The 24132-nt window shown below is 49.5% G+C and carries 17 protein-coding genes; 7 read left to right on the top strand and 10 right to left on the bottom strand.

Annotated elements, in window-relative coordinates:
- Nucleotides 1–84 precede the first annotated feature (84 nt).
- The 3 genes from rsmB to OIR97_RS01180 are packed head-to-tail and all read left to right on the top strand — an operon-like array spanning nucleotide 85 to nucleotide 3809.
- Complete coding sequence (rsmB, locus tag OIR97_RS01190; RefSeq protein WP_169543912.1) at nucleotides 85–1380, top strand: 16S rRNA (cytosine(967)-C(5))-methyltransferase RsmB; 1296 nt, start codon at nucleotides 85–87, stop codon at nucleotides 1378–1380.
- A 45-nt stretch (nucleotides 1381–1425) separates the two neighbouring features.
- Nucleotides 1426–2091, top strand: a complete 666-nt coding sequence (gene rpe, locus OIR97_RS01185) for a ribulose-phosphate 3-epimerase (protein ID WP_169543911.1) — start codon at nucleotides 1426–1428, stop codon at nucleotides 2089–2091.
- Complete coding sequence (locus tag OIR97_RS01180; protein ID WP_169543910.1) at nucleotides 2088–3809, top strand: heparinase II/III family protein; 1722 nt, start codon at nucleotides 2088–2090, stop codon at nucleotides 3807–3809. The genes rpe and OIR97_RS01180 overlap by 4 nt, the downstream gene beginning before the upstream one ends.
- On the opposite strand, the gene OIR97_RS01175 is transcribed toward OIR97_RS01180, so the two are convergent.
- On the bottom strand, nucleotides 3806–5116 hold the full coding sequence (locus OIR97_RS01175) for a nucleotide sugar dehydrogenase (protein WP_169543909.1): 1311 nt from the start codon (nucleotides 5114–5116) through the stop codon (nucleotides 3806–3808). The two genes, OIR97_RS01180 and OIR97_RS01175, sit on opposite strands and share 4 nt — an antisense overlap.
- A 267-nt stretch (nucleotides 5117–5383) precedes the next feature.
- Here OIR97_RS01175 and purH point away from each other — a divergent pair, with 267 nt between their 5' ends.
- Both purH and OIR97_RS01165 read left to right on the top strand, forming a co-directional pair.
- Complete coding sequence (purH, locus tag OIR97_RS01170; RefSeq protein WP_169543908.1) at nucleotides 5384–6982, top strand: bifunctional phosphoribosylaminoimidazolecarboxamide formyltransferase/IMP cyclohydrolase; 1599 nt, start codon at nucleotides 5384–5386, stop codon at nucleotides 6980–6982.
- Nucleotides 6983–6999: 17 nt separating this feature from the next.
- Nucleotides 7000–7314, top strand: a complete 315-nt coding sequence (locus tag OIR97_RS01165; protein WP_169543907.1) for a heavy metal-binding domain-containing protein — start codon at nucleotides 7000–7002, stop codon at nucleotides 7312–7314.
- Nucleotides 7315–7367: 53 nt separating this feature from the next.
- Here the strand turns inward: OIR97_RS01165 and OIR97_RS01160 are convergent, their stop codons facing one another.
- From OIR97_RS01160 to OIR97_RS01150, 3 genes are all read right to left on the bottom strand, one after another.
- On the bottom strand, nucleotides 7368–8708 hold the full coding sequence (locus OIR97_RS01160) for an MFS transporter (RefSeq protein WP_169543906.1): 1341 nt from the start codon (nucleotides 8706–8708) through the stop codon (nucleotides 7368–7370).
- Nucleotides 8709–8803: 95 nt separating this feature from the next.
- Entirely contained in the window at nucleotides 8804–9439 is a 636-nt protein-coding gene (locus tag OIR97_RS01155; protein WP_169543905.1) for a class I SAM-dependent methyltransferase, read from the bottom strand.
- A 62-nt stretch (nucleotides 9440–9501) separates the two neighbouring features.
- Nucleotides 9502–14325, bottom strand: coding sequence for an NAD-glutamate dehydrogenase (locus OIR97_RS01150; RefSeq protein WP_169543904.1), 4824 nt, complete (start codon nucleotides 14323–14325; stop codon nucleotides 9502–9504).
- Nucleotides 14326–14803: 478 nt separating this feature from the next.
- On the opposite strand from OIR97_RS01150, the gene OIR97_RS01145 reads away from it, so the two are divergent.
- Nucleotides 14804–18052 (top strand): PAS domain-containing hybrid sensor histidine kinase/response regulator, encoded by a 3249-nt coding sequence (locus OIR97_RS01145; protein WP_169543903.1) that lies wholly within the window; start codon nucleotides 14804–14806, stop codon nucleotides 18050–18052.
- A 51-nt stretch (nucleotides 18053–18103) separates the two neighbouring features.
- On the opposite strand, the gene OIR97_RS01140 is transcribed toward OIR97_RS01145, so the two are convergent.
- From OIR97_RS01140 to OIR97_RS01115, 6 genes are read right to left on the bottom strand one after another with little or no spacing between them, the layout of a single operon-like run.
- Nucleotides 18104–18715, bottom strand: a complete 612-nt coding sequence (locus tag OIR97_RS01140) for a NapC/NirT family cytochrome c (RefSeq protein ID WP_267177759.1) — start codon at nucleotides 18713–18715, stop codon at nucleotides 18104–18106.
- Nucleotides 18712–19173, bottom strand: a complete 462-nt coding sequence (locus OIR97_RS01135; RefSeq protein ID WP_267177758.1) for a nitrate reductase cytochrome c-type subunit — start codon at nucleotides 19171–19173, stop codon at nucleotides 18712–18714. The genes OIR97_RS01140 and OIR97_RS01135 overlap by 4 nt, the downstream gene beginning before the upstream one ends.
- 2 nt (nucleotides 19174–19175) lie before the next feature.
- Nucleotides 19176–21680 (bottom strand): nitrate reductase catalytic subunit NapA, encoded by a 2505-nt coding sequence (gene napA / locus OIR97_RS01130; RefSeq protein WP_267177757.1) that lies wholly within the window; start codon nucleotides 21678–21680, stop codon nucleotides 19176–19178.
- Entirely contained in the window at nucleotides 21677–21991 is a 315-nt protein-coding gene (locus OIR97_RS01125; RefSeq protein WP_267177756.1) for a chaperone NapD, read from the bottom strand. The genes napA and OIR97_RS01125 overlap by 4 nt, the downstream gene beginning before the upstream one ends.
- Nucleotides 21992–21993: 2 nt before the next feature.
- Nucleotides 21994–22554 (bottom strand): ferredoxin-type protein NapF, encoded by a 561-nt coding sequence (gene napF / locus OIR97_RS01120; protein WP_169543901.1) that lies wholly within the window; start codon nucleotides 22552–22554, stop codon nucleotides 21994–21996.
- 3 nt (nucleotides 22555–22557) lie between these two features.
- Complete coding sequence (locus OIR97_RS01115) at nucleotides 22558–22728, bottom strand: nitrate reductase (protein ID WP_169543900.1); 171 nt, start codon at nucleotides 22726–22728, stop codon at nucleotides 22558–22560.
- A gap of 227 nt (nucleotides 22729–22955) precedes the next feature.
- On the opposite strand from OIR97_RS01115, the gene OIR97_RS01110 reads away from it, so the two are divergent.
- Entirely contained in the window at nucleotides 22956–24128 is a 1173-nt protein-coding gene (locus OIR97_RS01110) for a M20 aminoacylase family protein (RefSeq protein WP_169543899.1), read from the top strand.
- The last annotated feature ends 4 nt before the right edge of the window (nucleotides 24129–24132 follow it).

Here is a 24132-nt window from a genome sequence, read left to right as displayed (position 1 = left end):
TTACATCTTGATTAAACTGTCTTTATCATAATCCGGGCCCGCCGCCTATAGACCTGCACGGATAATTCCCGTACATACCGGACTATGAGTGATGAAACCCCAAACCCACGCGCCCGTGCTGTCAGGATGCTGGTTCAGGTGCTTGGTAAAAACCGGCAACTGGAAGATGTCCTGCCAGAAGGTCTAAATAATCTTGCGCCAAAAGACAGAGCCCTTGCCCGCGCCCTTACTTCTACGACGTTGCGGCATTTAGGGATCATTGATTATCTTACAGGCAAGATGCTGGACCGGCCCCTTCCCCAAAAAGCGGACAATATTCGCCAGATTATTCGCATTGGGCTCGCCCAGATTTTATATCTGAATATTCCGCCCCATGCCGCTGTCCATGACACGGTCGAACTTGTTCCCGCAAACAGTAAATTTCGCGGGCTGGTCAACGCCTTGTTGCGAAGGGCCGATCGCCAAGGAGCAAAACTTCTGGCTAAAATGGACCTGCCCCGCAGCAATATGCCCGCTTGGATCTGGAACAGTTGGAAAGATTTTTACGGGGAAGAAAAAGCGCGGGATATTATTCTTTCGCAGCTGATCGAAGCCCCCCTTGATATAACCGTGAAATCAGAACCAGACCAATGGGCCCAAAAGCTGGAGGCAACCCTTCTGCCAACAGGCTCACTTCGCCGTAAAGCGGGTGGTTCTGTCCCAGACCTTGCCGGATTTGACGAGGGTCAATGGTGGGTTCAGGACGCCGCAGCGGCCATTCCTGCTCAGCTCTTTCCTACTCTCGCCGGGAAGCGCATTCTTGACCTGTGTGCCGCACCAGGGGGTAAGACGGCGCAGCTTGCCTCTATGGGCGCCGATGTTGTCGCACTTGACCGATCCAAGGCCCGGTTAAAACGCTTGCAAGAGAATATGGACCGATTGAACCTGTCTGTAACCGTTGCGGTGGCAGACGGCACTTCTTATGCGCCTGATGATCCGTTCGATGGAATTTTGCTGGACGCTCCCTGCTCCAGTACCGGCACAATCCGGCGCCATCCGGATGTGGCCTGGCTGAAAAAGGAAGAAGACGTTAAAAAACTCGCTGATCTGCAACTCCGCCTTCTCGATGCCACAATCCCGCTGTTAAAGTCTGGTGGCACGCTGATTTACAGTACCTGCTCGCTGCAACCGGAAGAGGGAGAATATCAGATTGCCTCTTTTCTGGAACGACACCCCGAGATGAAACGGCAACCGGTGGAGGAAAGCGAAGTTGGTGGTCTGGCGGAACTGTTAACGAAAGAAGGTGACATTCGGTGTCTTCCCTGTCATTTGGGCGGAACTGGACAGACCCTGTTAACCGGCATGGACGGATTTTACGCCTGCCGAATGAAAAAAGATTAAGGTCCCTTACTTGAGTGGGATTTACGAACAAGGTATATGTAGATCATGCAAAAAAACGTAAGAATTGCCCCGTCCATTCTGGCTGCTGATTTCGCCACACTCGGCGCGGAAGTTGCTGCCATTGATGCCGCTGGTGCCGACTATATCCATATTGATATCATGGATGGTCACTTTGTTCCGAATATCAGTTTTGGGCCTGCCATCACAAAGGCGGTGCGTGGATATTCAAACAAGCCTTTCGATTGTCATCTGATGATTTCACCGGTGGACCCATATATCCCGGAATTTGTTGAAGCCGGAGCCGATATCATTACGCTTCACCAGGAAGCAGGGGCCCATCTTCATCGCAGCATCCAACTTGTCAAAGCCGCGGGTATAAAGGTTGGAGTATCTTTGAACCCTGCAACACCCGCCGCCACACTGGAACATGTTCTGGAAGAAATTGATCTTGTGCTGGTGATGAGTGTTAATCCCGGATTTGGCGGTCAAAAATTTATCCCCTCACAGTTAGATAAAATTCGTACATTGCGCGCGATGATTGATGAAAGCGGTCGCGATATCGATCTGGAAGTTGATGGCGGTATCAATGCTGAAACGGCCCCGTTGGTGATCGACGCCGGCGCAGATCTATTGGTCGCGGGAAGTGCCGCGTTCAAAGGCTCCCCAGAACAATATGCCGCTAATATTCAAGCCATCCGCGGAAAATCATGAATAATATGGCGGCAGGTTTTAACGCAAAGACCCTCCCCCTGCCGTCACGGCGCTCCCTTTCGGATCGCTTATTTTCAGCCCCCTTGTATCAAGCCAGTTTGCGAAGCCGCACACCTCGGAAGTTGCGCTCGACCCATGTTGACGTCCTGCCCGGGCGCGGCGAAAAAGCCGACAGCCTTTTTCAGGGCCATTTCGAATTTGCCGGATTTGGCGCACATGTCAGCAATGCAGAGCCCTGGTTCGCCCCCAATATGCCCCTGCATTGGCATCAGGAGCTGCACCGCTTTTCATGGATCCGTGATTTTGCCGCCAACGATACCGATGCTGCAAAACGACACGCCCGTACATTACTGATTTCCTGGGTTAAGAATTTTGGCCAGTATACACCTTACGTCTGGGATAAGGACGTGTTGCCCAGGCGTCTGATTAACTGGATCCGCCAGGCGACCTTCCTGATGACATCCAATGACGGGGATTTTAACTATCAGTTCCTGAAAACCCTACGCGAACAGTTTAAACATTTGGCGCGTTTGCGTCGGTTGACGCGCGACAAGACGGATATGGTGGAAGTCGACCTTGCCCTCTATTTATGCGCCTGTGTTTTCCCCGATACCAAAGATCAACAAAAATCCTCTCTTCGCCACCTGCTGGAAGATATCGATCTGGTGATCCTTGCCGATGGCTGTCATCTCTCTCGTAATCCCAGTAAACATCTTGATCTGCTAGCTGATCTGGTGGCCCTTAAACATGATTTCATGAACCTGCAACAAGAGGTTCCACAAGGCTTGATGGGCGCAATTGACCGATTGGCACCGGTTGTCCGATTTTTTCAACATGGTGATGGATCCCTTGCTCTGTTTAATGGCGCAACCTTACCGGAAAAAGGGGATTGTGATCATTTATTGGCCATTTCCGATGCTGCCGGACGTCCCCCCCACAGATGTCCGCTGGGTGGCTTTGAACGGCTTAAAGCTGGCCGCTCTTTGTTAATATTGGAAACGGGCGAGGGCGGACGACCCAAAAATATACCCTACCATGCAGGCATCGGTAGTTTTGAGTTCAGTTTCGGACAGGAAAAACTCATCGTCAATTGTGGCTCTCACCCGGATTCAAAGTCAGCATGGGGAAAGGCCCTAATGTCGACAGCCGCCCATTCCACCCTGAGTATTCGAGACCTGAACGCCCAATTCCCGGCGCCAGATGACGCGGAACAGCTGGCCGAGCTGAACATATCAACCCATGAAGAAGGGGGCAGCCTTTGGCTTGATTTTGACAATCCCGGTTTCCTTCAGGCCGCAAAAGTGCGTCATTCCCGGAAACTCTTTTTAGAATCCAGTGGGATCAGCCTTCGCGGCGAAGATACTGTTTCCTTTGAAGGACCGGCCGATAGAATTACCGAATTTGAATTGCGTTTTCATCTACATCCTGATTTAAGTGTTTCCAAAAACATGAACGGAAACAAACTGTTGATCAGAACCCAAAATGGGTCGGGCTGGCAATTTCTATCCAGTCTTTCCGAAATGTCCTTGGAAGAAAGCGTTTACTGCGGGCAGGCGGGAGAGCTGCGTAAAAGCCAGCAAATCGTGCTAAACGGGAAAATTCATGGCCAGGAAACACTGGCGCTCAAATGGGCGTTTGCCCTTCTGGGCGAAAGCGAGGCCGAAACCGACACAGCCCCCGCCAGCGAAGCCGAAGCGACGGCGGCGGCGACCGATTAAAGCTGCCAGCGGACCGTTTGCTCTGAAAACTCCCGGTCCCGCCACATTCCCTTGATATCCGCCACAAGTCCACCAGGATTAATCAGTCCTTCGATTGCGACGGGTGAGAGGTCCTGATAGACGGAATGGGCAACAGCACCGACAACAGCATCATAGCCTTGCAGGCTATTCAGGTTTTCAATCAGATCGATATTAAAAAACTGCTGTGCGTCGGCCTTGTCGGCAAGCGGATCATGAACATCAACCCTGTGGCCACTCTCTTGCAGCCCTGTCACGATGTCAGTGATTTTGGTATTTCGTAAATCAGGCACGTTTTCCTTAAACGTGAGTCCCAAGATTAAAATCTTACTATTTTTTGCCAGCAGTTTATCCACACTTCCGGCAATAAAACGCCCCATGGATTCGTTTATCCGTCTCCCCGTTAAAATCAGATCCGGATCTGCGCCGACCTCCGCCGCCCGATGGGCAAAGTAAAAGGGATCAATTCCAATACAGTGCCCGCCAACCAGACCGGGTGTAAAATTCAGAAAATTCCATTTTGTACCAGCAGTTTCCAACACATCATACGCCGAAATACCAAGCTTTTGAAAGATCATGGTCGCTTCATTGACGAAGGCAATATTGATATCCCGCTGGGCATTTTCAATCACCTTAGCCGCCTCTGCCGTTTTAATGTTCCGGGCCCGAAACGTGCCACCCGTGGTTGCCGCCCCATATACCTGTTCCAAAATATCTGAAACGGTATCATTCTGGCCTGCGATAACCTTGATAATCTTGTCTACTGTATGAACTTTGTCACCAGGGTTGATCCGTTCTGGTGAATACCCCAGGAAAAAATCCTGTCCGCAGGTCAGGCCCGATTGTTCGGCCAGAATTGGCCCGCAGACTTCTTCGGTAACGCCTGGATAGACAGTACTTTCAACGACAACTATCGCCCCTTTTTTGAGGATGGGTCCCACCGCGCGGCAGGCCTGTCTTAAAGGTTCCAGATCCGGCTTGTCGTCACTATCCACGGGTGTCGGCACTGTGATGATATGGATATCCGCGTCCTGTGTCTCACAGATGTCGGTCGTAAAAGACATGCTGCTGGCCCGAAGCACAGGCGTTTCTATTTCAAACGTCCTGTCATACCCGCCGCGCAATTCTTCAATGCGGCCCTCACTGATGTCAAAACCCACGACCTTGAACTGTTTGGCCAACGCCACCGCAAGCGGCAGGCCAACATATCCCAACCCTACAACAGAAATAACAGTATGACTGCCGACAATCGATCCGTCAGAAAGGGCGGTAGGGCGTATTACAGACATGAGCTATTCCTGAAAACTGAAGTTGGAATTAGGTAGACGCAATCGAGTCGGTTTGTCAATCATTGGACCGGTTCTCTGTGATCTGGGCTCATTCAAAACATATACGCCCTGTCTTTCCTCTCCTTTGGGTGCCAAACGTTGTTTTAGGGAACCGTTTACGTTTTTTTTTCATTGCGAGGTTCCGAAAAGCCTCATCTCATGCTATAGCGCCCGCATCGGACCAGTGTCCGAACTTCCGTCCTCTCTGGTAAACAGGAAAACATGTCGATGTCTGCTTCCGACTATCAGCGCGTCAGCCGCGCTCTTATATCCGTTTCTGATAAAACAGGCCTTGTTGAATTTGGTCAGGCCCTTGCCGAACTCAATATCGAAATCCTCTCAACCGGCGGCAGCGCGAAAATGCTGGCGGATGCCGGGATCCCGGTAAAAGAAGTGGCAGAACACACAAAATTCCCGGAAATGATGGACGGTCGGGTAAAAACACTACATCCAATGATCCATGGCGGTATTCTGGCACTTCGGGATAACGATGACCATTTAAAAGCCATGAACACACACGATATCGGCCCTATTGATCTGGTCGTTGTCAATCTGTATCCGTTTGAAGAAACTGTCGCAAAAGGCGCGGATTTTCATACCTGTATCGAAAATATTGATATCGGTGGGCCCGCCATGATCCGGTCAGCCGCCAAAAATTATGGCTTTGTGAACGTCATTGTTGAAGCCAGCGACTATGATCATGTTATTGCCGAACTCAAAGCCAATGACGGAAAAACAAGCAATCAGACGCGCAAAAAACTGGCGGCCAAAGCGTATGCCCGTACCGGTGCCTATGATGCAGCGATCTCCAGCTGGTACGCCGAACAGCTGGGCGAAGACTTCCCGGACCGTCTGGTGTTAGCAGGTACCCGCCAACAAAGCCTGCGCTATGGTGAAAACCCGCATCAGTCCGCCGCCTTTTATGCGAATTCAGAAAACCGGATCGGCATTGCAACGGCAACACAGGTTCAGGGAAAAGAACTCTCCTACAATAACTATAACGATACCGATGCGGCCTTTGAACTGGTTGCTGAATTTGATCCGGTGGTTTCAGGGCCAGCCTGTGCCATCATCAAACATGCCAATCCTTGTGGTGTGGCAACCGGCTCCACGTTGTCCGACGCCTACAAAACAGCATTTGCCTGTGACACAACGTCCGCGTTCGGCGGTATTATCGCTGTCAATCAGCTGTTGGACGAGGAAACCGCCCAGGAAATCGTCAAGATTTTTACCGAAGTCATCATCGCCCCGGACGCAACGGACGAAGCCAAAGCCATCATCGCAGCCAAGAAAAACCTGCGCCTTCTGCTTACAGGGGGGCTACCGGATCCAAACATCGGTGGTCGCCTGGTCAAATCATTGGCTGGTGGATATCTCATTCAGGGCCGGGACAACGCCCTCACGGCAACCCCTGAGCTCAAGGTTGTTACAAAACGGGCCCCTACTGAGCAGGAACTTGCTGATCTGAAATTTGCCTTTACCGTTGCTAAACATGTCAAATCAAACGCGATTGTCTATGTCCGTGATGGCGCAACGGTTGGCATTGGTGCGGGCCAGATGAGCCGTGTCGACAGTTCCAAAATTGCAGCGTCAAAGTCTTTGGAAGCGGCACAAAATGTTGGTGAGACTGAAGCCCGGGCCAACGGGTCGGTTGTTGCTTCGGACGCGTTTTTCCCGTTCGCAGATGGCTTGCTCGCTGCTGCAGAAGCAGGGGCAACCGCGGTTATCCAGCCGGGCGGCTCTATGCGGGACGATGAAGTGATCGCGGCCGCGGACGAAGCCGGACTTGCCATGGCGTTCACGGGTATGCGACATTTCCGTCACTAATTTTTTGGGAGATCAGAATGATTACGACTACCACCGGATCCGTTGACGGAAAATCGATTGCGGCCTATCACGGGATCGTTGCGGGTGAAGCTGTAATGGGCGCAAACTTTATCCGTGATTTCTTCGCCCGGGTTACAGATGTCATTGGTGGGCGCTCCGGCGCTTACCAAAAGGAACTTAAAAAGGCCCGCGCTTTGGCAATGGAAGCCTTGGTGGAAGAAGCCGAAGAGCTGGGCGCCAATGCCGTCGTTGGTATTAGTCTGGATACAGAAGTTATGGGGGATAGCATGTTGATGGTTGTTGCGACCGGAACTGCTGTTACGCTCGCCTGATCAATAAAAAACATGTGTCAGGCCTCAGAAACCCTGAGGCCTGGCCTCTTGATCTAGCGCTCTGGTTCGCGAACAAAGCTCATCAGGGCTGCGCCGACCATTAACAAAACAAAGATCACAATCATTGCAGGCCGCTGCTGACCGGAAAGATCGGTTACAACACCGATCATAAGCGGGGCGACAAAGGCCGTTGCCTTTCCTGACAATGCGAACAATCCAAAGAATTCGCCAATTTTCTCCGGCGGTGACAGCCGGGCAACCAGGGTACGGCTGGCGGCTTGTGCCGGGCCAAAAAAGAACCCCATAATGAACCCGAATCCCATGAAGACCAATTCGGCAGGGCTTTCAAAAAGACCGCTGTCTTCTGTTGGCATAGCCGCAGGCAAGCCGAACAGAACCTCTCCGTCACTGATAGAAAGAACTCCGACCGATGCAAACGCGAGGCCCAGAACGGAAATTACAATGGTTGGCTTGGAACCCAGCTTGTCATCCAGCCAGCCCCCGACAAAGGAGCCTGCAATGGCGAAAACATTAATCAGGATCCCGAACACACCCAGTGACGTGGTGCCCCAACCAAATAGCCCTGCTGCATAAATTCCGGAAAAACTGATTAACGCCAATATGCCATCATTGTAAAACATTCTTGCGATCAAGAAAAAGATGATGTTCCGGTAATTGCGGAGCGACTTTAGAGTATCCAAAAGATTTGAAAAACCTACGGCAATGGCTTCTGTTTTTCTTATCCCCCGGGATTTTACGTCCGGTGTAAACAGCATCATCGGCAAAATGAAAACAACAAACCATATGGCAGAAAGCGGACCCGTCATCCGGTCATGTTCATGGGCAACTTTATCCAGTCCAAATGCAGGGGTGTCCGGCAGGGAAAAGCCCAACAGAACAATAAACAGGGCAATCAGACCACCCAGATAACCAAGGCCCCAACCAAACCCACTGAGCGTCCCCATTTTCTTGTGACTGGTCAGCGTTGGCAACATCGCATTGTTAAAAACAAGACTGAATTCGATCCCGATCGATCCCATGACGATCGCCACCAATATCCAGATCAATCCACTCTGCATATTCGGGGTTGCCCACCACAATGCAAAACTGCCAATGGCACACAGGGCGACAAACACTGTAATCCAGGGTTTTCGGGGGCCGCCCGCGTCCGCAATGGAGCCAAAGACAGGACTTAAAAGAGCAATCGTAATACCGGCCACTGCTTGTGTATAGGCCCAGTAGGCCTGACCCTGCACCGGATCACCAACAACAAAAGAGGTGAAATAAGGAGCGAAAATAAATGTCGTGACAACGGTAAAATAAGGCTGATTAGCCCAATCAAACAACGCCCAGGAAAACTTTCCCAGCCGCGACGCTTCTGTTACTCCAGACATAAATCCCCTCCCCCGGTTTTTCTTAGTCTAGCGTAAAAAACCCGAAGAAGAACTACTTTATGCACCCTAAATCCGATGCAGGCGATCCCTCAGCCTTAGACCTTCTGAAAAACCATCCAGGTCCAGGTAACACCAACCGCGCGATTGCCTGATTGAAGAGACCCGGCCTTGGTTTGAAACAGTTTTTTAATCCCAAAAAATGCAGCGGAGGCGGCCAGTTCGGATGGGGACACCTTAAATGCGGGCCTGCTCGCTGATCCAGGACCGTGCCGTAGGGAAAAGACAATGAAACCGCCTTTTTTCAACAACCGTGCGAGCGTGCCGAGTGCTGTTTGTCGAGACGTTTGTTCCAGATGATGCCAGACGGCATTTAAAAGAATAAAGTCAAAACATTCGTCACGCGCCAGAACATTTGAAAGTGCAGGCAAGGTATCGTCAAGCCAATGGATAGACGGAGAGGAATGGCGGGCCAGTCCTGCCACCCTGAATTCACTGACCGGTTCAACCGCCAGCACCCGGTGCCCTTGACCGGCGAACCACGCGGCATCGCGCCCCGTCCCAGCACCAATATCCAGCATATTTACCCGATCAGCAGGTAAATAGGACCGGACCGGTGCATAGAGTGTTTCGCAAGAAATTGCTTCGAAAGCCTCAGTAAGAGAAGAGGCCTCGCGTGCATATCCTGCAAGGACACGATCATGAGCAACGCTGTCTTTTTCAGATTCGATCATCTCTCAAGAAAAAGCGCGATACAGGGTCTGTACCGCGCCTAAATCCTTATAAAATAGCCGCTTTAACTGATCATGGATCGGAACAAGCGATTGGCGAAGGCAAGCTTTGCAATATCAACGCCGCCACTCCCTTTAAATTCTTCAATCAGGTCCTGAGAACGATGAATGGGATTGTGGTTATTTTTCTGCCAATGGGCCATTGCTTCACGGCCTTTATGACCATTTGCCTGCTCAAACACGGCGTTGGCCAAAGCCCGCTGCTGTCCGTAGAGATCGTCGATAATCGCCGTTACGGCCAACCGCTCCCAATGACTTTCAGTTTCAATGGTTTCTGCCGCAAAACGCAACCAGTCCAGATTAAGCTCAGCCCCCACGGCGAAATAAACCTCACCGACTTCTTCAATGGGCCTTGCCGCCATTTTACCAACCTGAACCACATCCAAAGCAGAGCGAAGGGGTGCAAGACCGGCAACCCGCTCCGCCAGATTTTTAGGAACATTCATTTCCGTCAGATATTGTACCCGGTCGTCATAGGCTTTTTTGCCATCAACACTTAACAGACCCTCGAGATTGCCTTTCAAGTCCACCATATCCGGGGCCAATTCCTCAACGTTCGACGTAATATCGATCGGATTACGCAAATGTCTCAGACTCCAAAGTGTTGCACGCCTTAGAAGCTGTTGAGTGGCGTCAATCATGCGACCCTGAATATCACTATCCACTTTATTATCCAGCGCCTCGATATCGTCCCACAAAGCCGGCAAATCGAAAACCTCGATAATCAAGGCATAGGCCCGTGCCACATCGTCGACACCAACACCCAGCTCCTCAACCATTTGCATAACGAATGTAATGCCAGCACGGTTGATAAGACTATTGACGATGATTGTCGTCACGATCTCGCGTTTCAGGCGATGGGACCCGATGAAAGTCTTATATTTTTTCTGCATTTTTGGAGGGAAGTAATCCACCAGCCAGCTTTCAAAAAATGGATCATCGGGCAGGCTGGTTTTCAAAATATCCGTATAAAGCGTCATTTTGGCATAGGCCAGCAACACACACATTTCCGGTCGCGCCAGCCCTTGACCGGCAGATTGACGGTTCTCTAACGCTTCATCATCCGGTAGATGTTCAACAGCCCGGTTCAGGCGTCCCTGCTTTTCGAGCTCCCTCATAAATCGGGTCTGTTCTGCAAAATTGGCGATGCTCTGACGTTCCGCGGTTGTCAGCGCCTGGGTCTGCAAATAGTTATCCCGCAACACGTGAGCCGCCACATCATCGGTCATCTCAACCAGCAATCGATCGCGCTGTTTTTCCGTCATCTCGCCATCATCCATAATGGCGCGCAGCAGGATTTTAATATTCACTTCGTGGTCAGAGCAATCCACACCCGCTGAATTATCGATGGCATCAGTGTTCAGTTTTCCGCCATTTAGAGAATATTCAATCCGGCCATTTTGCGTAACGCCCAGATTGCCGCCTTCTCCGATAACCTTCGCGCGGACCTGATTTCCATCAATCCGGATCGCATCATTCGCGCGATCTCCAGCGGCCGAATGGCTTTCGTCCGATGACTTGATATAGGTCCCAATACCACCAAACCACAACAGATCAACCTGCGCCTTCAAAATTGCAGAAATCAGTTCATTCGGTGTCAGGGTTTTATCTTTCAGACCCAGAAGGTTTTTGATCTCCGGCGTCAAAGTGACGGATTTCGCTTTGCGATCAAATATCCCGCCGCCTTTTGAAATCAACTTGCTATCATAGTCTTCCCAGGAGGAACGCGGCAGCTTGAAAATCCGCTCCCGCTCCTTGAAGCTTTTTTCCGCGTTTGGCGCAGGATCGATGAATATATTCCGGTGATCAAAGGCGGCCACCAACTTGATATGGCGGGACAATAACATGCCATTTCCAAACACATCTCCGGACATATCTCCAATACCGGCGACCGTAAACTCTTCTTCCTGAATGTTTTTGCCCAATTCACGGAAATGACGCTTAACGGATTCCCAGGCTCCCCGGGCCGTAATCGCCATTTTCTTATGGTCATAGCCAGCCGCCCCGCCAGACGCGAACGCATCGCCAAGCCAGAAACCATAGGAAATTGCCACCTCATTCGCGATATCAGAAAAAGTAGCTGTCCCTTTGTCCGCCGCGACAACCAGATACGGATCATCACTGTCATGGCGGACAACTCTTTTTGGCGGAATAACATCGCCGCCTTCCAGATTATCTGTCAGGTCCAGAAGGCCAGAAATAAACATCCGATAACAGGCGATACCCTCGGCCTGAATGTCTTCCCGGCTTCCGCCTACAGGCAGGCGCTTGGGATAAAAGCCCCCTTTTGACCCAACCGGTACAATAACCGTGTTCTTCACCATCTGGGCTTTCATCAGACCCAGAACCTCTGTCCTGAAATCTTCGCGCCGATCTGACCAGCGCAACCCACCACGGGCAACAGTGCCACCGCGCAGATGAACACCTTCAACCCGTGGGCTGTAAACATAGATTTCAACATGTGGACGCGGAAGAGGAAGATCCTCTACTTTCTGGCTATCCAATTTGAAGGAGAAATAGGATTTATCCGCCTCTCCAACTCCCTCCTGGAAAACATTTGTCCGGAGCGTGCATTGAATAAGATTGATAAACCGCCGAATGATCCGGTCATCGTCCAGGCTGGAGACACCGTCCAGAGCCGTGAAAATCTCCTTGCTGATTTTCTTGGCTTCCACGTCGCGATCCTGATCAAAATCCGGATCAAACCGAACATTGAACAATTCAATCAGTTTTCTGGAAATCTCTGGATTTTCGGCCAGCGTATTTGCCATATAACTCTGGGAGAACATCACGCCCGCTTGCCGCAGATATTTCGCATACGACCTGAGAACCGCCACATTCGACCAGCTGAAGCCCGCCTTCATGACCAACCGGTTATAGCCATCGCTTTCTGATGTACCCTGCCAAACGCGCAGGAAGGTTTCTTCAAACTTTTTCTTCAGCCGCTGAAGATCAAGCGCCGTTCCGCCCCGTTCGACCAATTCAAAGTCATGGATCCACACGGAGCTTTCCATATCTTCGCCACTGACCAGATAAGGATTTTCGGCCAATACCTTCAGACCCATATTTTCGATCATCGGTAAACAGTCGGAAAGAGGAAGAGGATCGCCGGGGCTGTATATTTTAAACCTGACCTTTTCGTCCGGATCCTCGACCCAGCGATACAGATTAAGCCCAACTTCTTCCGTGCCGCAGATGTCTTCCAGTTTCTCGATATCATGTAACGCCAGATTGGCATTAAACCGGGCTTTATAACCAACAGGAAAAGCACCCCCATACCGGGCTTTCAAGCGTAGTGCTTTTTCTTCTCCCCAACGCTCCAACAGGGCGTCCTGAAGATCATCTGACCATTCGCGGGCTGCCTGCACCAGACGTTTTTGCAGATCTTTTTCGTCCACTTCAGGCTTGCTTGACCCCTGCATTTCGATCAGGAAATGAATACGCGCAAGCGCATCGTCTCCCACCTGCGAATAATGAGCTGTTATTTCGCCATGATGCATTTCGGCAAGAATACGCCCGAATTTGCGCCGCAAATCGGTGTTAAATTTTTCTTTTGGGACATAAACAAGGGCCGACACAAACCGCTGAAAACGGTCCCGTCTCAAAAATGCACCAATCCGGGGACGCTCCTGCAATGACAGAATTTTCGACGAAATCTCAAAAAGATCATCATTGGAAATCTGAAACAACTCATCCCGGGGATAGGTTTCCAGAATATGGGCCAGTGCTTTTTCATCATGACTGCTTTTCGCAAGACCCGCCCGTTCCAGTGTGCGGCTTACTTTGCGCCGCAGATACGGAATATCCCGTGGCACCCTGTTATATGCCGCAGATGTAAATAATCCTGTGAAGCGATATTCGCCAACCACATCCCCTTTGGAGTCAAATTTCTTGACGCCAACATAATCCAGATGAACCGCGCGGTGGACCGTTGACCGCGCATTTGCTTTTGTAACGATAATTAATTCAGGACGATGCAGAAACTCGCGAACCTCTGGCGACATCTCTGCTTTGCCGGTCATGATACGACGATCCGGGCTTCTTAAGATTCCCAGTCCGGAACCATCAACAACCTGCCAGTTTTCCGTTTTTGACTTGCCTTTGATCTTGAAGTCGTATTCTCGAAACCCCAGAAAGGTGAAATGATTGTTTGCCATCCACTCCAGAAGAGCCCTGCCTTCATCGACTTCTGCTTCTTCAAGTTTTGGGGGGGATTTCTTGAGTTTTTCGACAATATTGTCGACTTGTTTGAGGATTGGTTTCCAATCCTCTACCGCAGCCCGGACATCTTCGAGAACCAACGTCAATTCATCTTCAATTTCCGTCAGGATTGCCGCATCACTTTGTTCATCCACTTCCAGATGCATGAAGGACTCTGCCACGCCTTTTTTAGGATCGGCATGGAAACAGACCTGTTGTCCCTCTTCATCCCTCTCTACATACAATACCGGATGGATCACCAGATGAACATTGATCCCCCGTTGGTTCAAACAAGCGGTAACACTGTCCACAAGAAACGGCATATCATCATTAATAATCTCGATAACCGTGTGGGAGGTTTTCCAGCCATGCTCTTCCAATGTCGGACTGAAGGCCCTGATCTTAGAAGTCTTTGCCTTGCGCTGTGCGGCGAATTTATAAACCGACAATGCCGATCCATAAAGGTTTTCAGGCAGAATTCCCAAAACATCTTCCGGGGATAATCGCTCATAAAGCTTTTCAACAAAAAGTTTGATATCGCCTGCTTGCTTGGCCTCCAGGCGTTTATCAATCATAGCCAGGATGTCAGAGATCTTTTCTGTTTTCTCTTCCTGTGCTGTCATTGCCATGGTCTCGGTCCCCATCTGTGAAGTGATAAAGCAATTACAATGTAATTTATTTAAATATTATGTAATACGAGTGTTAACGTATTCTTGTCAGAGTTCATTTTGTCTTAGTCTTGTGTAGAAATGATCCTTAATCATCCAATATTCAGGTCACTTTTTGGTGAAATGAGACGAATTAAACTCTTTGAAACGGATGTCGATAAAGATGTATCGACGATGATCTGCATTTAAAACTGGCCTTATAGCCTGTTTATTCCCGCTACAGCTTTATCGCAAGGCAAAATTTCAACATAAAAACAATAAGTTACAAAACAAACGTTTGGTGCTTTTCGACTGATCCACGGCGGACCGGGCTACCTACACCTCGCGCCACCCAATCCACAACCTGACGGTAACTCAATTTTAAGAAGATCTGGCTAATATTATAGAAGGAGAAATATGTCGCGACCCGGATATATGCCGCTTTGGTGGAGCTTTAATAATGCCTTTCCCGCAACCCTTGCCACATTTCTGGCGGATATTTTTTTACACCATGTTACTCGGTGCATTAGGTGTTGCTGGTAATTACTTCAATGTTGACCTCTTTTTCTCTGTTAGCATCATTTTTGGCAGCGTTTTTGCGTTTGTGGCCCTAGCAACACTTGGATTGGGACCGGCCCTTGCCGTTGCCGCCGCTGCCGGAAGTTATACCTGGATCATCTGGGGTCATCCTTATGCCGCTATCATTTTTACAATAGAAATCCTGTTTGTTGGGTTACTCAGGCACAAAATCAAAGTCTATGTATATTCAGATTTTCTGTACTGGATCCTGTTAGGCGTCCCTTTGGTTATCCTGTTTTATTCAACCATCATGGGCTTAGGAGATTCCTCTGTCTTCCTGATTGCCCTGAAACAAATGATCAATGGCGTTTTCAATGCTTTGATCGGGCCTCTTCTCGTCGATCTATTTCTGGCCTGGAGACAAAGGGAAGGTAAGACACAGCAAAAAATTTCTGCAAAGCAGCTTGTGGCAAGTATTTTGATGCTCACCACAATTCTGGCTGGCGGCGTCCCGATCATTTTTAACAATTATCGGGTTCAAGACCTACAGGAAGAAAATCTTATAAAAACAATGAAAACCTATGCAAACGCTGTTGTTGAAGAGATTGCGATTGTTCGATCCTATATCGATAAAAGCGAGGTTGAAGCAATTTACAAAGCGGAGGAGTATGCGCGAAACCGTTTTCAACTTGATGGATTGGGTATCTCCATAACCTACGAAGAGCCCTCACGACGGGTCCAGATTGGCTGGGTCAAGCAATATGGCGGTATTGGTGATTTTGCGCAGGTGAACGGACCACTGATGGTATGGAAGCCTTCCGGCGATATGCCTTCCCTGCAACGCTGGGAAAATGCCGAGTATTTCATGAATATTCCTGTCGCGGCCGATCTGGGAATATCAGAAGTCCTGGTTACGCATACGGCAAAACCGATCATCCAAATCCTTGATACTCTTCGCACCCAAACCCTGATTGCACTGGCACTTCTGTTACTTGCAGCCCTATGCGTTTGTTATTTCCTCAGTGAGTTGCTTATTAACCCAATACAGCGATTGGCAACAGCAAGCCGCGATGTGGGTAAAACCATGGGTGTCACCAGGGAAAATCGTATATTTCCAAGAAGCCCGATCCGTGAATATGACGAGCTCGCAACAGCCTTGCAAACAAGCAGTGATGATGTAAGAAAGACTGTTCATCAACTGACCGAAATGAAAGAAACCCTTGAGCTAAGGGTGGAAAAAAGAACGGCTGAGCTGTCGCGGCTTTCAACGGTTGCCAGCCAATCCCTGCACGGTGTCATCATTTTGAATACCGAAGGCTTGACCGAATGGGTCAACGATGCCCTGACAACCTTGACCGGCTTTAGCCGCGATGAATTTTTAAATCGCCGCCCTCGAGACATTCTGTATCATAAAGACATTAATCAAGACGCGTCAAAGCGCATCAGCGAGGCCCTAGCCAACCGACAATCCTTTAAAGAAGAGCTTCTTTATTTCAAAAAGTCTGGTGAAGAAATGTGGGGCGAGGTCGCCGGCAACCAGATGACCGATATGCATGGTGTATTTTCCGGCTTTATCTGCGTAATCAACGATGTCACTGACCACCGCATGGACCGGCTTAATCTGGTGAAAGCCCGGATTGATGCAGAACGGTCCAATGAAGCGAAGTCTTTGTTCCTGTCCACCATGAGCCATGAAATCAGAACCCCGCTCAACGGCATTATGGGGATGGCGGAATTGCTGGCATCAACCGATCTGGATCAAACACAGAAAAGCCACTTAAAAGCGGTTACCAATTCCTGTAATATCCTTCTTGCCATTTTGAACGATGTTCTGGATATGAGCAAAATTGAAGCGGGCGCGGTCGAACTCGAAGAAACTCCCTTTAACCTTCAGGAACTTCTGACAACAACCCTCACACCCTTTAAGGAATTGGCCCGATCAAAGAGCCTCGGCCTTAATGTTGGAACACTTCCCGAACTGGAAGGCGATATTCTGGGTGATCCGGTACGGCTGCGTCAAATTATTGCAAACCTTGTCAGTAATGCCATTAAATTCACACAGACAGGCCATGTTGATATTGACGTTGAAACAAAGGAAAGCAAAGAAGGTAGCCAGATTATCCTAAGGGTGACCGACACAGGAAATGGAATTTCCGCTGATCGACTGGATGATATATTCGATCCCTTCACTCAGGAAGATAACACCATCACCCGTAAATTTGGGGGCACTGGTCTGGGGCTTTCAATCGTGAATAAACTGATTGAATTGATGCAGGGTAAGATCTCCGTAAAAAGCGAGCAAAATGTAGGAACAGAATTTACCGTTACCCTGCCCCTCATCTTCGCAGAAAATGCCGCCACCACCTCTCAGGACCCCGAAGTTTTTATTGCGCATCGCACCGGCATATCTGTTCTTTTGGCGGAAGATAACTTGATCAATGTGACGATCGCCAAATCCTTCCTTGAAAAGCTCGGCTGCTCGGTCACGGTTGCTGAAAATGGTCGTGTTGCGGTCGAAAAGGCCCTTGAAATTTCGCCTGAATTAATCTTCATGGACATCCACATGCCCGAACTGGATGGCGTCGCTGCCACTCAGGAAATAAAATCAGATCCTCGGGGCAAATCAATCCCGATCATTGGTCTGACGGCCGATGCATTTAAAGAAAACAAGGAACGCTTCGCCAACGCCGGAATGGTTGACGTCCTGACCAAGCCGTTCACCGAAGAACAGATACAACGTATGCTGGGTCAATATTTCCCGGATACCAAGACACCGGTAGAACTGGTCCCGGCAAATCAGTCTGAAACAATTGAGGCGCTCTCAAACGGCGATGGTACTGTTACACCTTTTGTTGGCAGGGCAATGCCGATCGGTGACGACGCACAATTTGATGAACTGAAATCTATCTTGGGCGAAGAGGCCATCCGGCCCATGCTGGACGTTGCCCCGGTATCGTTTCGTGAAGATTTCCAACGCCTTCGGCAGGCCACGGATGCGGCCCAGAACCATATCATTCTAGAAGCATCTCATGCGATCAAGGGATCTGCGGGCGCTTTATATGCGTTACGCCTTGCAGAACAGGCCGCCTATATTCAGGACAATTCGCACGACTTGGCGTCTGTTCAATCCTTAATGCCTGAATTTGAGGAAACACTCGAAAGTTCTATACAATGGTTGGGCAAGAAATAAAAAAGCGGCCCCATTTCTGAGGCCGCTTTTCCTGCATTTGTATGAGGTCATTTATTCCCAGCCTTTGACACCGGTCATATCGGGAAGTTCATGGGCGATGCCTTTATGACAATCGATACAGGTCTTCTCTCCGGTGAACAGAAACGTCTGATGCGCCTCTGCCGCGCGTTTGCTTTGCGCCGTAATATCCATTCCTTCCGGGCTATGGCAGTTTCGGCATTCCAGCGAATTATTTGCTTTTAGCCGCTCCCATTCATGACCCGCAAGCCGTCGCCGGTTATCAAGGAATTTTTCGCGCGTATTGATCGTACCAAACAACTTGCCCCAAACCTCTTTAGAGGCCTGCATCTTGCGGGCAATTTTATCCGTCCAGTTATGCGGAACATGACAATCAGGACAGGTCGCCCGCACGCCTGAACGGTTGGTGTAATGGATGGTCGTTTTCAACTCTGCAAAAACATTGTTTTCCATTTCATGGCAACTGACACAGAATGTCTCGGTGTTGGTCAATTCCAGCGCTGTGTTAAACCCACCCCAGAAAAGAACGCCTGCAATAAAGCCACCAAGGGCAAGAAAGCCGATGGACAAGTGCTTCGCTGGCCGACTGGCACTGATCCAGACATCCCGGATCAGTTTCCAGCCTTTCTTTATCAAACCGGTCATTGTTTATCCTTTCCGGTTTTCAAAACATCTTCAACATCCGTAAACGTGTTCTCGATCAAAGGCTTCACATCTTCCTGCACCACATGGCACTGGTTGCAGAAATAACGGCGCGGGGAAACAGTGGCCAGAACCTGATTATCCCGATCCATGAAGTGTGTCACACTGACCATTGGCGCCTGTGACTCGCCTGTCCTGGTACGCGCATGACAGGAAAGACACTTGTTGGCGTTCTTGGTCACTTCATAATCCCGCACATGGTGAGGAATGGTGGGAGGCTGTTCCGGGTAGTTCCGAACCCGTTTCACATCCTTGTTTTCCACCTTTGGCATAACGGGGGCGCCCGCTTCTTTTTCAATCGCGATCCCTTTACGCAGGGTCACCATATCCTCCGCCAGAACCGGAACAGATATGATTGCCAGACCTGCCAGGACCAACCCGAATTTCATTAAGCTTTTCATGATCATGCCCTCCCCGTTGGAACGACTTTAACAGCACATTTTTTATAATCCGTTTGTTTTGAAATCGGATCAGTGGCGTCCAGCGTTACTTTGTTAATCAACTGACTTGCATCAAACCAAGGCACATAAATCAGCCCTTCAGGCGGCTTGTTACGGCCGCGGGTTTCGACCCGGCTGATGATCTCGCCCCTGCGGGATACAACCTTGATTTCCTGTCCACGCCGCAATTTGCGTTTTTCCGCATCTTTTGGATGCATGAAAACAACGGCGTCCGGAAAGGCTTTATACAGTTCAGGAACCCGCTGGGTCATGGAACCAGAATGCCAGTGCTCCAGAACACGGCCCGTTGACAGCCAAAGATCAAATTCTTCGTCCGGGCTTTCTGCAGGGGGCTCATACGGCAGGGCAAAAATGATCGCCCGGCCATCCGGTTTACCGTAAAACTCGAACCCGGCACCTTTTTTCACGTATGGATCAGACCCTTCACGATAACGCCATTTGGTTTCCTTACCATCCACCACAGGCCACCTCAGACCGCGTGCTTCGTGATAGGCTTCAAACGGAGCAAGATCATGGCCGTGACCGCGACCAAATTCCGCATATTCTTCGAACAGGCCTTTTTGAATGTAAAATCCAAAATGATTGGATTCGTCATTGTCATATTCTGGATGGGTTTCGGTCAAAGGGTATTTTTCAACATTGCCGTTCCGATACAGAACGTCATACAGACTTTTCCCTTTATAGTCCGGATTCGCATCCAGAACTTCTTTCGGCCAGACTTCGTCTGTCGTAAAGCGTTTGGAAAATTCAACAAGTTGCCAAAGGTCTGATTTAGCACCTTCGGGTGCAGAAACCAGCTGATGCCAGAACTGGGTACGCCGCTCCGCATTACCGTAAGCGCCTTCTTTCTCAACCCACATTGCAGTGGGCAAGATCAGGTCGGCGGCGCCCGCTGTCACGGTCGGATACGGATCTGACACGACAATGAACGCTTTTGGATTACGATAGCCAGGGAACGTTTCCTCGTTCAGGTTGGCTGCTGCCTGCATATTATTATTACACTGCACCCAATAGGCATTGATTTTGCCATCCTTCAATTTACGATTTTGAAGGGCCGCATGGAACCCGGGTTTCGGCGGAATGATGCCGGCCGGGATCTTCCAGATTTTTTCAGCAATCGCCCGGTGTTTCGGATTTTTCACCACCAGGTCAGCCGGCAAACGATGAGAGAAGGTTCCCACTTCACGGGCTGTTCCGCAAGCAGAAGGCTGTCCGGTCAATGAAAAAGGTGAATTACCGGGTGTTGAAATTTTACCAACCAGCAAATGGATATTGTAGATCAGGTTGTTGGCCCAAACACCGCGGGTATGCTGATTGAAACCCATGGTCCAGAAAGAAACAACCTTACGATCGGGGTCCGCATATAATTCTGCAAGCTCGATCAGTTTTTCCTCGGAAACACCAGATAGTTTGGACACTTTCTCAACATCATAATCGGCCACAAACGCTTTGAATTCTTCAAAGTTCATTTCTGTAGAACCACCGGCCTTATTCGCATTCTTCGCTTTTTTCTCAAGCGGATGCTCTGGACGCAGACCGTATCCGATATCATCATTTCCTTTTCGGAAATTGACATGCTTGTTCACAAAATCCCAATTCACTTTATCGTTTTGAATAATGTAATTGGCAATAAAATTGAGAATGGCCAGATCAGTCTGTGGCTCAAACACCATCGGAATATCGGCCAGGTCAAAGCAGCGATGCTCAAATGTTGATAAAACCGCGACCTTGGTTTTTGGCGCGCTCAAGCGGCGATCCGTAACCCGTGTCCAGAGGATCGGATGCATCTCTGCCATGTTGGAGCCCCAAAGGACAAAAGCATCTGTTGCTTCGATATCGTCATAGCAGCCCATTGGCTCATCAATACCAAAGGTCCGCATAAAGCCACCCACGGCGGACGCCATGCAATGACGTGCATTTGGTTCAATATTGTTTGATCCAAATCCCGCCTTCATGAGTTTAGAAGCCGCATAACCTTCCCAAATAGTCCATTGGCCAGAGCCAAACATACCAATTGAGGTTGGACCATTTTCTTTAATGGCTGCCTTAAATTTTTCGGCCATAATATCCAGTGCGGTATCCCAGGAAACCGGCGTAAACTCGCCGTTCTTATCGTATTTCCCATCCGTCATGCGCAAAAGCGGTGTATTCAGCCGATCCTTGCCATACATAATTTTGGACAGGAAATAGCCTTTTACACAGTTCAGACCCCGGTTCACCTCGGCCTTCACATCACCATGTGTTGCAACGACTTTGCCTTCTTTTGTGCCAACCATGACACTACAGCCGGTCCCACAAAAACGACAGGCGGCCTTTGACCATTTCAGGTCTGTTTTTTCCCGGTCCGTAACCAGGTTGGCGGCAGCGCCTTCAGTAGAAATTCCTGCAACACCTGCGGCAACAGCGACAGCATTTGCTTTAATATAATCACGTCTGGATAATTTCATATCCGTCCCTCCACGACCGGTATTTGAATATTGGTCTCTAATTTTTCTTCACTATTGTCAGAATGAGCTGACTTTTCGTCATGCTGGTACACAGGAAATACCGAATACACATCGGGCAGATCCTGAATTTGATCTGTAATGGCGACCAGGTCCCTTAACGAGGGTGCATCCAGCAAGATGACCAGTTTCCCGCTCTCTTCGAATAAAGGGACTTCCGCGTAAGGCATGGCCTCGATTGCCGTTCGTATTTCAGAAAGTTTCTCGGCGTTCACTTGGGCCACGAGGCTTGATACAAAAATTTCTTCTTCCATGTTTATGTCCTTAAATCGGCCGGATCCTGAACAGGCTCCTCGATGGAAATGCAATTGGCCGGACACACCGAGACGCAAGCGCCGCACCCTGTGCAATCGGCAATCTGAATAACGGGTTCGGCGATCGCATTGCGCTGATATTGAAATCGGATCGCCCGTGGATCGCAATGGTCCTGGCAACTTTGGCATTGAATGTCATTTTTGGCGAGGCAGGCATCGCTGATCTCAGCCTTGAGGGTCCAAACGAGTGGCCGCTCCCCGATCTCCTCTGGGTCAGTATAAAAAACCGGCTGCGGGCACGCTTCCTTACAGCTTTCACAAAATGTACATTCACCCTTTTCAAAATTTACGGTTGGATAGCCTTGCGCAGTTTTTTGAATTATCCCTTCGGGACACGCGGACAGACACCTCTCGCATTGATCGCAGGCAGCCAATATTCTCTCTGGTGTACTCCAGGGTAAATACGCCCTCACCTCGCGCTGCTTCGCCCGCTGCGATGCTTTAGCACCCCCCGTTAAAAAGGCACGCCGACTGACAGAGGCTATGGATTGCCGGTTTTCCATGATTTATCCCGCAGGAGGCCCTGTATACAGGATCTGAAAAATCCAGATAGCAAAACCATAAGCACCGACTATTCCGATTGTCAGCGCCGGTATCAAGATAAAAGTCAGGAAGAGAAACAACAGGAACTCAAACCGTTTTGGCCGGTCATTTTCTTGTACGTCTGTTAATTGCATATCCTATACCTCACTAGCATTTGGGACAGAATGATCGAACCCATTAAGTTCAGCATTGATTCAAATCATTATCAACATGAAAGCAAAGCGTACATAAATTTCATCTAATGTACGATCAAAAATTCACTAGATATCAAACTCGTTTTCCGGTTAACTGTTTTGATAAAAACAGTTGAAACAAAATCCGGTTTCAATCCTCAAAAAAATCAGTTGGAGTCCACATCACTATGCCCGTTTATAATCGTATCGCTGACCTTCAGAACGACATGCAAACCTGGCGCCGAGACATTCATAAACATCCTGAATTGGGTTTTGAAGAAATTCGCACAGCACAGATTGTCGCTGAAAAACTGCGCGACTGGGGAATGGAGGTACATGAAGGGATTGGCCAAACCGGTGTCGTCGGTGTTTTGAAAGGTCAGGGAAACAGCACAAAAACGATAGGAATTCGTGCTGATATGGACGCCTTGCCCATGCAGGAACTAACAGGTGTGCCGCATCAGTCAGTTCATGATGGTAAAATGCATGCCTGCGGACATGATGGGCATACAGCAATTTTGCTGGGCGCGGCAAAATACCTTTGTGAAACCAGAAATTTTGACGGGACCGTGAATTTTATCTTTCAGCCCGCCGAAGAAGGACTGGGAGGCGGAGACGCCATGGTAAAAGATGGATTATTTGAACGCTTCCCCTGCGATGCTGTTTACGGGCTGCATAACATGCCCGACGGGCCTTTTGGAACCTTTCATATTAAAAAGGGATCATTGATGGCGTCAGCCGATGTGGCCCGGATCCATATTAAAGCGAAAGGCGGCCACGCCGCTCATCCACAACGCTCAATCGATCCCATAAAGGTCGGAGTTCAACTTTATAACGCCGTTCAAACCATTGTCTCCCGTAATGTAAGCCCGATCGACAATGTGGTTATCAGCATCACTGAGTTTCATGCCGGCACTGCCCAGAATGTAATCCCGCATGATGCAGAACTGACGGCCTCCATTCGAACAACCACGCCTGAAATGCGGGATTATGTGGAAAAACGAATGGCCGAAATCTGCGACGGGGTGGCCGCGACCTTCGGTGTTGAGATTGATTTGGACTATAAACGCATCTTTCCCTGCACCGTCAATCATGACGCACAAACCGATATTATTACCCGCATTGCCAGTGAATTGGTCGGTCCGGAGAATGTAAACACTCAGGCCCCGGTGCGTATGGGAAGTGAAGATTTCTCCTTTATGCTGGAAGCCTGCCCGGGCGCCTACATCTTTTTGGGCTCTCAGGATAAGGATCATCAGTTTGCCGTCCATCATCCACAATACGACTTCAATGACGGTATTCTGGGTCTGGGTGCCAGCCTTTGGGCCAAACTTGTCGAAACAGAATTGCCACGCATCTAAAGGA

This window comes from Sneathiella aquimaris (assembly GCF_026409565.1).
Lineage (GTDB): Bacteria > Pseudomonadota > Alphaproteobacteria > Sneathiellales > Sneathiellaceae > Sneathiella > Sneathiella aquimaris.
Note: the sequence above shows the minus strand (reverse complement) of the source record. Positions and strands in the feature narration are given on the sequence as shown.